General features: G+C 55.4%; 13 protein-coding genes. 8 read left to right on the top strand and 5 right to left on the bottom strand.

Going from position 1 to position 11,617, the window contains the following annotated elements; translation table 11 throughout:
- The 7 genes from ROR01S_RS27260 to gstA form a co-directional block, all read left to right on the top strand.
- A partial coding sequence (locus ROR01S_RS27260) for a hypothetical protein (RefSeq protein ID WP_162268843.1) occupies positions 1 to 180 on the top strand: 180 nt, incomplete at its 5' end.
- Positions 181 to 1,233 carry an electron transport complex subunit RsxD gene (gene rsxD / locus ROR01S_RS18495; RefSeq protein WP_004862657.1) on the top strand — a complete coding sequence of 351 codons (1,053 nt, stop codon included), beginning with the start codon at positions 181 to 183 and terminating at the stop codon, positions 1,231 to 1,233. It begins immediately after the preceding gene.
- Between the two features lie 9 nt (positions 1,234 to 1,242).
- Positions 1,243 to 1,863 carry an electron transport complex subunit RsxG gene (gene rsxG, locus ROR01S_RS18500; RefSeq protein ID WP_015584205.1) on the top strand — a complete coding sequence of 207 codons (621 nt, stop codon included), beginning with the start codon at positions 1,243 to 1,245 and terminating at the stop codon, positions 1,861 to 1,863.
- A 3-nt stretch (positions 1,864 to 1,866) separates the two neighbouring features.
- Complete coding sequence (locus ROR01S_RS18505) at positions 1,867 to 2,571, top strand: electron transport complex subunit E (protein WP_064359764.1); 705 nt, start codon at positions 1,867 to 1,869, stop codon at positions 2,569 to 2,571.
- Entirely contained in the window at positions 2,568 to 3,203 is a 636-nt protein-coding gene (nth, locus tag ROR01S_RS18510) for an endonuclease III (RefSeq protein WP_004862665.1), read from the top strand. Before ROR01S_RS18505 ends, nth begins: the two co-directional genes overlap by 4 nt.
- A 600-nt stretch (positions 3,204 to 3,803) precedes the next feature.
- Complete coding sequence (gene dtpA / locus ROR01S_RS18515) at positions 3,804 to 5,309, top strand: dipeptide/tripeptide permease DtpA (RefSeq protein ID WP_015584203.1); 1,506 nt, start codon at positions 3,804 to 3,806, stop codon at positions 5,307 to 5,309.
- A gap of 105 nt (positions 5,310 to 5,414) precedes the next feature.
- Positions 5,415 to 6,017: a glutathione transferase GstA gene (gene gstA / locus ROR01S_RS18520; protein WP_015584202.1), complete on the top strand. Its 603-nt coding sequence runs from the start codon at positions 5,415 to 5,417 to the stop codon at positions 6,015 to 6,017.
- A 46-nt stretch (positions 6,018 to 6,063) separates the two neighbouring features.
- On the opposite strand, the gene pdxY is transcribed toward gstA, so the two are convergent.
- The 5 genes from pdxY to anmK all read right to left on the bottom strand — a co-directional run bounded on the left by pdxY (position 6,064) and on the right by anmK (position 10,756).
- Positions 6,064 to 6,924 carry a pyridoxal kinase PdxY gene (gene pdxY / locus ROR01S_RS18525; protein ID WP_044349041.1) on the bottom strand — a complete coding sequence of 287 codons (861 nt, stop codon included), beginning with the start codon at positions 6,922 to 6,924 and terminating at the stop codon, positions 6,064 to 6,066.
- Between the two features lie 61 nt (positions 6,925 to 6,985).
- On the bottom strand, positions 6,986 to 8,260 hold the full coding sequence (gene tyrS / locus ROR01S_RS18530; protein ID WP_004862674.1) for a tyrosine--tRNA ligase: 1,275 nt from the start codon (positions 8,258 to 8,260) through the stop codon (positions 6,986 to 6,988).
- A 241-nt stretch (positions 8,261 to 8,501) separates the two neighbouring features.
- The gene (gene pdxH / locus ROR01S_RS18535; protein ID WP_015584201.1) at positions 8,502 to 9,158 is read right to left on the bottom strand and encodes a pyridoxamine 5'-phosphate oxidase; all 657 of its coding nucleotides are present in this window, start codon (positions 9,156 to 9,158) and stop codon (positions 8,502 to 8,504) included.
- A gap of 57 nt (positions 9,159 to 9,215) precedes the next feature.
- A complete protein-coding gene (gene mliC, locus ROR01S_RS18540) occupies positions 9,216 to 9,539 on the bottom strand; it encodes a C-type lysozyme inhibitor (RefSeq protein ID WP_015584200.1) in 324 nt (107 codons plus the stop codon).
- 92 nt (positions 9,540 to 9,631) lie between these two features.
- A complete protein-coding gene (gene anmK, locus ROR01S_RS18545; RefSeq protein WP_032687401.1) occupies positions 9,632 to 10,756 on the bottom strand; it encodes an anhydro-N-acetylmuramic acid kinase in 1,125 nt (374 codons plus the stop codon).
- A gap of 267 nt (positions 10,757 to 11,023) precedes the next feature.
- Between anmK and slyB the strand changes: the two genes are divergently transcribed.
- A complete protein-coding gene (gene slyB, locus ROR01S_RS18550; protein ID WP_004862684.1) occupies positions 11,024 to 11,491 on the top strand; it encodes an outer membrane lipoprotein SlyB in 468 nt (155 codons plus the stop codon).
- The last annotated feature ends 126 nt before the right edge of the window (positions 11,492 to 11,617 follow it).

The raw sequence follows: 11,617 nt of genomic DNA on the forward strand, positions 1-11,617 counted from the left end.
ATCGACCCGCGCAAAGCGGCCGTTGAAGCGGCTATCGCCCGCGCGAAGGCCCGCAAGGCCGGGCAGCAAGAGATGACCCAGTCAACCGCCAACGACGATCCGCGCAAAGCCGCGGTCGCCGAAGCAATCGCCCGCGTTCAGGCCAGGAAAGCATCCCGGCAGGCAGTTAACGAGGAATAAATGGTTTTCAGAATCGCAAGCTCTCCTTATACCCACAACCAGCGTCAGACCTCACGGATTATGCTGCTGGTTCTGCTCGCAGCCGTACCCGGCATCGCGGTTCAGACCTGGTTTTTTGGCTGGGGAACCGTGGTGCAGCTCGTCCTCGCCTCCCTCACGGCCTGGGCGACAGAAGCCGCCATCCTCAGGTTGCGGAAACAGAATATTGCCGCCACGCTTGCCGATAACTCCGCGCTGCTGACCGGTCTGCTGCTGGCCATTAGTATTCCGCCGCTGGCTCCCTGGTGGCTGGTCGTTTTGGGTACCGCCTTTGCCGTTATTATTGCCAAGCAGCTGTACGGGGGGCTGGGCCACAACCCGTTTAACCCGGCGATGATTGGCTATGTTGTGCTGCTGATCTCATTCCCGGTGCAGATGACTTCCTGGCTGCCGCCGCATGAAATTGCGGCCACCGTTCCGGGCTTCACCGACGCCCTGCAGGTTATTTTTAGCGGCCACACCGCCAGCGGCAACGATATGAACGCCCTGCGGCTGGGGATCGATGGCATCAGCCAGGCTACGCCGCTGGATACGTTTAAAACGTCACTGCATGCCGGTCATGCGGTGAAGGAGATCCTGCAGTACCCGATCTACGGCGGCACGCTGGCCGGTCTTGGCTGGCAGTGGGTCAATATCGCCTATCTGGTCGGCGGTCTGTTTTTACTCTGGCAGAAGACTATTCGCTGGCATATCCCGCTGAGCTTCCTGCTTAGCCTGACCCTCTGCGCCACCCTGGGCTGGCTGTTTTCACCGCAGAGCTTCGCGGCCCCGCAGATTCATCTGCTTTCCGGCGCGACCATGCTCGGCGCATTCTTTATTTTAACGGATCCGGTTACCGCCTCCACCACCAACCGCGGCCGCCTGATATTCGGCGCCCTCGCGGGTCTGCTGGTGTGGCTCATCCGCAGCTTTGGCGGTTATCCTGACGGAGTGGCTTTTGCCGTGCTGCTGGCGAACATTACCGTTCCGTTAATCGACTACTACACGCGCCCGCGCGTCTATGGCCACCGCTGAGGACCGATGATGTTAAAAAGCATGCGCAAACACGGCATTACGCTGGCGCTCTTTGCCGCCGGCTCTACCGGGTTAACCGCGGCCATCAATGAGCTGACAAAATCGACGATTGCTGAGCAGGCGGCGACCCAGCAAAAAGCGCTGTTCAATCAGGTTTTGCCTGCGGACCGCTATAATAACGATTTGCTGCAGAGCTGCTATCTGGTCACCGCGCCACCGCTCGGTAAAGGTCAGCATAAGATCTGGATTGCCAAAAATAACGATGCTCCGGTCGGAGTGGTGATGGAAGCGACCGCCCCCGATGGTTACTCCGGTGCGATTCAGCTGCTGGTTGCCGCCGACTTCAAAGGCACCGTTCTTGGCACCCGCGTAACGGAGCATCATGAGACGCCCGGCCTTGGCGACAAAATTGAACTCCGTCTGTCGGACTGGATAACCCACTTTGCGGGCAAAGTCATTCACGGTTCCGGCGACAGCCACTTTGCCGTGAAAAAAGACGGCGGTGATTTCGATCAGTTCACCGGCGCCACTATTACCCCACGCGCGGTAGTCAACGCCGTTAAGCGTGCCGGCCTGTACGCGCAAACGCTGCCCGCACAGATTCCCGAACTCACGTCCTGTGGAGAGTAAGCCATGAGCGAAGTCAAAGACGTTATTGTTCAGGGGTTGTGGAAAAACAACTCCGCGCTGGTCCAACTGTTAGGCATGTGCCCCCTGCTCGCCGTGACCTCTACCGCCACCAATGCGTTAGGGCTGGGACTGGCGACAACCCTGGTGCTGACGCTGACCAACCTGACAATCTCCAGCCTGCGCCGCTGGACACCGGCTGAAATTCGTATACCGATTTATGTCATGATCATCGCTTCGGTCGTGAGCGTCGTACAGATGCTGATTAACGCCTATGCATTTGGTCTGTATCAGTCTCTGGGAATTTTTATTCCGCTGATTGTAACCAACTGCATCGTGGTCGGTCGTGCCGAAGCGTTCGCTGCCAAAAAAGGGCCGGCACTGTCGGCGCTGGATGGTTTCTCCATTGGTATGGGGGCGACCTGCGCGATGTTTGTGCTCGGTTCGCTGCGGGAAATCCTCGGCAACGGGACGCTGTTTGATGGGGCCGATAGCCTGCTGGGTAGCTGGGCGAAAGTGCTGCGTATCGAAGTATTCCACACCGATACGCCGTTCCTGCTGGCGATGCTGCCGCCGGGCGCCTTTATCGGTTTAGGGATTATGCTGGCGGTGAAATACCTGATTGACGAACGAACTAAGCAACGTAAAGCGAAAGCAGCTGAAGCGAGTCAAGCCACGCCAGTTGATGCGCACAGGGAAAGTCTGGGATGAATAAGAGCAAACGTCTGGAAATACTGACCCGACTGCGGGATAACGACCCGCACCCCACAACGGAACTGAATTTCAGCTCCCCGTTCGAATTACTGATAGCCGTACTACTCTCGGCGCAGGCGACCGACGTCAGCGTGAATAAAGCCACGGCAAAGCTCTATCCGGTGGCGAATACGCCGGCAGCCATGCTGGCGCTGGGTGTTGATGGCGTCAAAGCGTATATCAAAACTATCGGGTTATTTAACAGCAAAGCTGAAAATGTGATTAAAACCTGCCGGATTCTGCTTGAGCAGCACAATGGCGAGGTTCCCGAGGACAGGGCGGCGCTGGAAGCCCTTCCCGGCGTAGGACGCAAAACCGCCAACGTGGTACTGAATACCGCGTTCGGCTGGCCGACGATTGCCGTGGATACGCATATTTTTCGCGTTTGCAATCGGACACAATTTGCCCCTGGGAAGAACGTTGAACAGGTGGAGGAAAAGCTGCTAAAGGTCGTTCCCGCCGAATTTAAAGTCGACTGCCACCACTGGCTTATTCTCCACGGCCGCTATACCTGTATTGCGCGCAAACCTCGCTGCGGCTCCTGCCTGATTGAAGATCTGTGCGAGTTTAAAGAAAAAGTCTACGCATAACATTCTGGCAGAACCATTACCCTTCTTGTGGTAATGGTTCTGTTCTTCCCGCCATTCCCTTAGCTTTAACGCCACTATTTCTGCGCTCTACAGGACAATTAACCGTCTATATAACGTTCATCCAGGTTAATCATTTTTTGTGGTGAAAAAATTTCTATACATTTGTGATCCAGATCATCCACGCAACTTAATGTTAAATTATTGTTGCCACAATGATAAAGAAAGCCAGTGTTTCCAATACCAGAGCACCACTCACCAGGACAATACCCCATCATTTTTTAGGATTATGGGCTATATCACTATGTTCAAGGCTTATCAGCAGAATATATCGCCATTATCCGATTCCATTCCGGTCTCGACAGATAAAAATATCACCAATGTGTAAAAGGTGAAATTTAACTCTGCATAACATTTGAATGACTGGCGTATTATAACGCCTAAGATATATGTAACAGAGTATTACAAAACGCTTGCCTGAACGGCCAGGATAGTGAACATTACTTCCCGTTTTCCCTCCAGAATAACTATAAAGGCGGCGGTCTTATCAGATTGCGCCCCGAACACCCCCCGTTAATATGGGATGTAAAAAAAGAGGTATATGTGTCAACTGCAAACAATAAACCAGCAGAAAGCGTGAGTCTGAACGCTTTCAAACAACCGAAATCGTTCTATCTGATCTTCTCGATCGAATTATGGGAGCGTTTTGGTTATTACGGCCTGCAAGGGATCATGGCCGTTTACCTGGTCAAACAGCTGGGTATGTCAGAAGCGGATTCTATTACTCTCTTCTCCTCCTTCAGCGCGCTGGTTTATGGCCTCGTGGCTATCGGCGGCTGGCTGGGCGATAAAGTGCTCGGTACTAAGCGCGTGATTATGCTGGGGACTATCGTCCTCGCTATCGGCTACGCCCTGGTGGCGTATTCCGGACATGACGCGGCTATCGTTTATATGGGTATGGCGACCATCGCCGTCGGTAACGGCCTGTTTAAGGCTAACCCGTCTTCCCTGCTCTCGACCTGCTATGAGAAAGATGACCCGCGTCTTGATGGCGCATTTACGATGTACTACATGTCCATCAACATCGGTTCTTTCTTCTCGATGCTGGCTACCCCGTGGCTGGCGGCGAAATTCGGCTGGAGCATCGCCTTCTCTCTGAGCTTCGTCGGGATGCTGATTACCCTGGTGAACTTCATGTTCTGCAAAAAATGGGTAAAAAACTACGGTTCGAAGCCTGACTTTGCCCCGGTACACTTCGGTAAACTGCTGGCGACCATCGTCGGCGTGGTCGTGCTGGTGGTGATTGCGACCTGGCTGCTGCACAACCAGGGCATTGCCCGCATGGTGCTAGGCGTGGTGGCTCTGGGCATCGTGATTATTTTTGCTAAAGAAGCGATTGCGATGAAAGGTGCTGCGCGTCGTAAGATGATTGTGGCCTTCATTCTGATGGTTCAGGCGATCGTCTTCTTCGTCCTCTACAGCCAGATGCCGACGTCACTGAACTTCTTTGCTATCCGCAACGTTGAGCACGCCATTCTGGGCATTAGCTTCCAGCCTGAACAGTTCCAGGCGCTGAACCCGTTCTGGATTATGATCGGCAGCCCGATTCTGGCCGCTATCTATAACAAGATGGGCGACCGTCTGCCGATGCCGCACAAATTTGCGATTGGCATGGTGCTCTGCTCGCTGGCCTTCCTCGTCCTGCCGCTGGGCGCCAAATTTGCAACCGACGCCGGTATCGTCTCCGTTAACTGGCTGATTCTGAGCTACGCGCTGCAGAGTATCGGTGAGCTGATGATTTCCGGTCTGGGTCTGGCGATGGTGGCACAGCTGGTACCACAGCGCCTGATGGGCTTTATCATGGGCAGCTGGTTCCTGACTACCGCAGGTGCCGCTATCATCGCCGGTAAAGTCGCCAACCTGATGGCGGTACCGGAGAACGTGACCGACCCGCTGCAGTCTCTTGCCGTCTATGGCCATGTCTTCCTGCAGATTGGTATTGCTACCGCAGTTATCGCCGTGCTGATGTTTGCTATCGCGCCGAAACTGAACCGCATGACCCAGGATGACGACTCACTGAGCAAAGCTCGCGATACGGCAACCGCTTAAGCGCTTCGGGAAAACCAATAAATTTAGGCCGCTAACGTTTTGTTAGCGGCTTTTTTTTTACCCCTGGGCTAACATACAGAAAACTGCAGCCACGAGGAGTTACTGATGAAACTGTTCTACAAACCCGGCGCCTGTTCCCTTGCATCACATATCGCCCTGCGCGAAAGCGGACTGGACTTCACCTTACAAGGCGTCGACCTGCAGAAGAAGCGCCTGGAAAACGGGGAGGATTATCTGCGGATCAACCCGAAGGGACAGGTTCCGGCGCTGCTACTTGACGACGAGATCCTGCTTACAGAAGGCGTCGCCATCATGCAATACATTGCCGATCGGGTGCCGGATCGCCAGCTGCTGGCGCCGGTGGGCACCATTGCGCGCTATCAGACACTGGAGTGGCTAAACTACGTCGCGACGGAGCTGCATAAAGGCTTTACGCCGCTATTCCGCCCGGACACGCCGGAAGATTACAAACCGATCGCGCGCGCTCAGCTGGAGAAGAAGCTGCATTACATTGATGAGTCGCTGAAGGAGAAGCAGTGGCTGAGCGGGCATCGTTTCACCATCGCTGATGGCTACCTGTTTACCGTACTGCGCTGGGCGTGGGCCGTGAAGCTGGATATGACCGGTTACAGCAATATCGAGGCCTGGATGAAACACGTGGCCGCTCGTCCATCGGTAGCCGCGGCGCTGGCGGCGGAAGGAGTTTAATCCCCTGACATCCTCTGCCCGGCTGCGAGGCCGGGCAGTTCTTCGGTTACAGCTGCGTGGCGCTGAAGTAGTGCTCCGGCTGGGCAATACGATCCTGGGCGGCCACCACCTGCAGCTCGTACTCCTGCATATTTTTCGTGGCCAGCATAATTTCATACACCGCGGCGGTCACATGTTCCAGCGCATCGCGAAGCCGGGCCCCCTGCAGCAGTTTAACCAGCAGCAGTCCGCTGGTAACATCGCCGACGCCAACCGGCTGACGCAGACCAAAGTCCACCAGCGGGCGACTGATATGCCAGGCTTCATCAGCCGTCACCAGCAGCATTTCGAACCGGTCCATACTCAGCCCGGCGCGGGCAAGATGCTTAACCAGCACAATCTGCGGGCCCTGCGCAATCAGCTCGCGCGCGGCTAAGACGGCTTGCGCAACGTTCGCCACCGGATGACCGCAGAGGATTTCCAGCTCAATCAGGTTGGGGGCAATGATGTCGCTCGCCGGCAGCGCATGGCGGACGTGAAACTCCGCCACGCCGGGTGCGACGATGCAGCCTTTTTCAGGGTGTCCCATCACCGGGTCGCAGAAATATTTCGCCGCCGGATTGGCCGCCTTGACCTGACGCACGATACCGAGAATATGCTCTCCCTGTTCGGCGGAGCCCAGATAGCCACTCAGTACCGCATCACAGCGCTGCAGCTGATTAATATCAGCAATCCCCTGAACGATCTCGGTCAGATGCGCAGGCGGCATCACGCAACCGGTCCATTTCCCGTACTGCGTATGGTTGGAGAACTGAACGGTGTTAAGGGGCCAGACGTTTGCGCCAAGGCGGCGCATCGGAAACTCTGCGGCACTGTTGCCGGCGTGACCAAATACAACGTGGGACTGGATGGCGAGGATGTTCTTCATCTTGGATACCTGACAGCAAAAAATAAGGGGCGTGGTTTCCCACGCCCCTGCCTTTACGCAATTACTTCCAGCAGACCAGACAGTAATTTTTCTTACCGCGACGCAGTAAGGTGTAGCGACCAAACAGACGATCGCCGTCATTAAATACATATTCCGGGTCAGACTGTTTTTCACCGTTGATGGTGACGGCGTTGGAGGCGATTGTCTTACGCGCCTGGCCACGCGATGGCTGCAGCTCAGAATCCACCAGCGCCTGCATCAGGTCGGCGTCTTTTTCCAGTTCAATCATCGGCACGCCATCCTGCGCCAGCTGTTCGAAGTCGGCTTCGCTCAGGTCGCTCAGATTGCCGTTAAACAGGCTTTCGGTAATGCGTTTTGCTGCCACCAGCCCTTCTTCACCATGTACCAGACGAGTGACCTGTTCGGCCAGCACGTACTGCGCGCGCGGGGCTTTACCGCTGTTTTTATCTTCCTCTTCCAGCGCATTGATCTCGGCAATGTCCATAAAGGTGAAGAACTTCAGGAAGCGATAAACATCAGCATCCGCGGTGTTGATCCAGAACTGGTAGAATTTGTACGGGCTGGTCTTTTTCGGATCCAGCCATACCGCGCCGCCTTCGGTCTTACCAAATTTGGTGCCATCGGCTTTGGTGATCAGCGGAACGGTCAGACCAAACACCTGGTTCTGGTGCAGACGACGGGTCAGGTCGATGCCGGAGGTGATATTGCCCCACTGATCGGAACCGCCAATCTGCAGCGCCACGCCATGCAGCTTGTTCAGACACGCGAAGTCGTAACCCTGCAGCAGGTTATAGGAGAACTCGGTAAATGAGATGCCCTGATCGTCGCGGTTCAGACGCTGCTTAACCGCTTCTTTGTTGATCATCTGGTTTACGGAGAAGTGCTTGCCGATATCACGCAGGAAGGTCAGCACGTTCATGCTGCCAAACCAGTCGTAGTTATTCGCGGCAATGGCCGAGTTGTCACCGCAATCAAAGTCGAGGAACGGCGCGACCTGTTTGCGAATTTTATCGACCCACTCCTGCACGGTATCTTCGGTGTTCAGTTTACGCTCGGCGGCTTTAAAGCTCGGGTCACCAATCAGACCGGTTGCTCCCCCCACCAGCGCCACAGGCTTATGGCCTGCCTGCTGAAAGCGTTTCAGGCATAACAATGGAACAAGATGCCCCAAATGCAAGCTGTCAGCGGTTGGATCGAAGCCGCAATAGAGCGCGATCGGGCCTTGCGCCAGTCGCTCTGCTAACGCTTCCTCGTCCGTCACCTGGGCTACCAGCCCCCGCTCTTGCAATTGTTTAATCAAGTTACTGCTTGCCATCAAATTCTCCATGTATAAACGACTGCACCTTTGCCGGTACACGACTTTTCGCCAGACGCGAAAAAAAACATCTATGCAAAATCATTCAAGTTGCCTCAAGGCGGCAAGTACGGAGACTTACGCAAGCAAACGACCGGAATAAGCCGGCACAGCCAACAAAGACGCAGCTTGAAAAATGAAGTCTATAGAATAAAGCGCCAGCCCATCCAGCACCAGCGCTTAACACAACAAATTTCAGGGATTACGGGGCCAGACGATCGATTTTCCATGCGCTGTTGTCGCGCTGGTATAAAAAACGATCGTGCAGACGGTGTTCACCGCCCTGCCAGAACTCCATCTGCTCAATATTCACGCGGAATCCGCCCCAGAAGCTCGGCAGCGGTACTTCGCCTTGCTGGAATTTCTGTTTCAGCTCCAGGAACTTACTTTCCAGGATGCCGCGGGCTGAGATGCGGGTTGACTGTTGCGAGACCCACGCGCCGATCTGGCTGTCGCGCGGGCGGCTGTGGAAATACTTCACCACTTCCAGCGTTGACAGGCGCTCCGCCTTGCCAGTCACCATCACCTGACGCTCCAGCATGTGCCACGGAAAAAGCAGACTCACGCGAGGATTGTTTTCGATCTGGTGGGCTTTGCGGCTTCCGAGGTTGGTATAAAACACCAGCCCTTTTTCGTCATAGTGCTTGAGCAGAACAATTCGCTGGTAAGGCTGACCGTTTTCGTCAACGGTCGCGACGACCATTGCCGTCGGGTCGGCCAGCCGGGCGTCGCAGGCTTGTCTGAGCCAACGCTCAAATAAAGTCAGCGGTTCAGCGGGAAGATCGCGGCGGCGAAGGCCGCCACGGGTATACTCTCGGCGCAGATGCGCGATTTGCTGCAATTCGTCGTTATCAGACATGGCAATGGAGAAAATAGTCATCGGGTGGCGTCATTGTGCGCCCCCGGGGCGGAAATCTCAACGTTTGGGCGTCTGCAGCTGACAGTTTTCCAGCACAACGCGATCGCGCTTGTAAACGGTGGCGCTGTCGCCTTTCGACCAGAAGACATACACGCCGTCGGTGTAACGCGCCCCTGATGCCGAAAGCCCCTGCGCCAGATTCAACTGCTGGTTGTCATAGATAAAGCTGGCAATCTGACGGGTATTGTTGATGTGCACGGTCAGCGGTTTCTGATCGCACTGATACTCCAGGGTATCCGTCTGCATCCGCTCCACAAACTGGTTATAGTAGCTACAGCCTGCGAGCATAAAGGGTACTACCGCGATAAGGATTTTTTTCATTCGTTTGCCTTCGACTTTCCCGGTCCAGGAGGGCAAATCGCCCCCCGTTAACTTCATCCAGTTTACCGGTTAATAAAAAATAGGTGTTTCAGTTAACTCTGATTCTGCGGTCGGTTTGCGGGGAAGATGGCCCCGAGCACAGTGGCTTCACAAGCGCCGGTGACCGACGGGAGATTACCGGGGAGGCCGGACATCGTCCGCCATGCCAGCCAGGCAAACGCCAGCGCTTCCATATCATCGCCGCTGATGCCAGCCGCATCGGTTGTGGAGACCTCCGTTCCCGGCAGCAGCGCTGCCAGCCGCGCCATCAGCAGCGGATTACGCGCGCCGCCGCCGCACACCAGCAGACGTTCACAGCCGCCGCTCAGCAGCACCTGTTCCGCGATGGTCACCGCCGTCAGTTCTGCCAGCGTCGCCTGCACATCCTGCGGACGCAGCCCCTGGAAACGAGCCAGATGGCGCTCCAGCCAGCCGTAGTTGAAATATTCACGTCCGGTGCTTTTCGGCGCCGGGAGCGCAAACCACGGGTCGCTGAGCATATTTTGTAGCAGCGGTAGCAGCACCTTGCCCTCGCTGGCCCACTGCGCGTCTTTATCGTAGGGTTTACCACACTGACGCCAGATCCACGCATCCATCAGCATATTACCCGGCCCGGTGTCATAGCCGCGGACCGGCACGCCCGGTGCCAACAGCGACAGGTTGGCAATCCCGCCGATATTGAGCACCATCCGCCGTTCTACGGGATGCGCCAACAGCGCATGGTGGAAAGCAGGAACCAGCGGTGCTCCCTGACCGCCTAGCGCCATATCACGACGCCGAAAATCCCCTACCACCGTCACGCCGGTATGGGCCGCTATCTGGTTGTTATCCCCGATTTGCAGCGTATTCGGCGCTTCGCCAGTGGGTTCATGCCATACCGTTTGCCCATGACAACCGATAGCGACAATATCCGTCGGCTGCACATTCTCCTGGCGCATAAGGGCCAGCACGGCATCGGCAAATAAGCGCCCCAGACGCGTATCCAGCTGACCGAGCTGGGATAACGTCAGCGTTTGTCCCTGGCAGATAGCCAGAATATCCTCTTTTATTGCCACCGGAATGGGGTACGACAGACTGGCCTGCTGCGCCACTACGCTTTCGTTGATTGCCGCCAGAACCACATCAATGCCATCAAGGCTGGTTCCGGACATTACGCCGATAAAGTGACCTGATTTCATACGTCTTCCTTCATTCCATGACTCTCGTATACCTCACACTCCATCATAAAGAAGAGGGCAATGCTACGGCGCACTAACGTTTATTAACACTAAAGCGCGAAAGATTGCGCATTACGTAAAGAACTTATGTTTATGTTAAGTTGAAGAGGAACGGATTATTATTTTTTGTATAGTCCATGCCGGAGGTATGCCAGCCGACGATGAAATGCCATATAATTGAACGCATGGACGTTCAACAGAACACTATTCGGTGAAGGAGATTCATAAATGATTTTACGTGTTTTGGCTGTCTCGATGATTGGTTTATCGCTTGCAGGTTGCGTGAGCAGCAGCGGCCTCTCCGGAGACGTTTACTCCGCATCGGAAGCCAAACAGGTGCAAAGCGTCACCTACGGGACCATTGTTCATACCCGTGCAGTTCAGATCCAGAGCGGTGATGACAGCAATGCTATCGGTGCTATCGGTGGTGCGGTACTGGGGGGGTTCCTCGGTAATACCATCGGCGGCGGTACTGGCCGCTCTCTGGCAACCGCAGCAGGCGCAGTCGCCGGCGGCGTAGCCGGCCAGGGCGTACAGGGCGCAATGAACAAAACTCAGGGCGTTGAGCTGGAAATCCGTAAGGATGACGGCAATACCATCCTGGTCGTGCAGAAACAGGGTACCACGCCGTTCTCTGTCGGTCAGCGCGTGGCGATTGCCGGCAGCGGCAGCCAGGTTACCGTTTCCCCACGTTAAGTTTGAACCTCTCAGTGCGGTCTTTATGGCCGCCCTGCTTTTCCCTGTTGTTAATATAGCTACTCTCACCTGATAGTATGGTGCCCGGCATCGTTTTTAGAATCATCCAGTCATTTTCTAATAACC

The sequence above is a fragment of the Klebsiella ornithinolytica NBRC 105727 = ATCC 31898 genome, from assembly GCF_001598295.1.
Classification (GTDB): Bacteria; Pseudomonadota; Gammaproteobacteria; order Enterobacterales; family Enterobacteriaceae; genus Klebsiella; species Klebsiella ornithinolytica.

What these genes read in the sequence shown, in the direction of transcription:
- ROR01S_RS18505 (WP_064359764.1), top strand. Translation starts at nt 1,867, where the DNA reads ATGAGCGAAGTCAAAGACGTTATTGTTCAGGGGTTGTGGAAAAACAAC.
- nth (WP_004862665.1), top strand. Translation starts at nt 2,568, where the DNA reads ATGAATAAGAGCAAACGTCTGGAAATACTGACCCGACTGCGGGATAAC.
- tyrS (WP_004862674.1), bottom strand. Translation starts at nt 8,260, where the DNA reads ATGGCAAGCAGTAACTTGATTAAACAATTGCAAGAGCGGGGGCTGGTA.
- rsxD (WP_004862657.1), top strand. Translation starts at nt 181, where the DNA reads ATGGTTTTCAGAATCGCAAGCTCTCCTTATACCCACAACCAGCGTCAG.
- gstA (WP_015584202.1), top strand. Translation starts at nt 5,415, where the DNA reads ATGAAACTGTTCTACAAACCCGGCGCCTGTTCCCTTGCATCACATATC.
- slyB (WP_004862684.1), top strand. Translation starts at nt 11,024, where the DNA reads ATGATTTTACGTGTTTTGGCTGTCTCGATGATTGGTTTATCGCTTGCA.
- rsxG (WP_015584205.1), top strand. Translation starts at nt 1,243, where the DNA reads ATGTTAAAAAGCATGCGCAAACACGGCATTACGCTGGCGCTCTTTGCC.
- anmK (WP_032687401.1), bottom strand. Translation starts at nt 10,756, where the DNA reads ATGAAATCAGGTCACTTTATCGGCGTAATGTCCGGAACCAGCCTTGAT.
- pdxY (WP_044349041.1), bottom strand. Translation starts at nt 6,924, where the DNA reads ATGAAGAACATCCTCGCCATCCAGTCCCACGTTGTATTTGGTCACGCC.
- mliC (WP_015584200.1), bottom strand. Translation starts at nt 9,539, where the DNA reads ATGAAAAAAATCCTTATCGCGGTAGTACCCTTTATGCTCGCAGGCTGT.
- pdxH (WP_015584201.1), bottom strand. Translation starts at nt 9,158, where the DNA reads ATGTCTGATAACGACGAATTGCAGCAAATCGCGCATCTGCGCCGAGAG.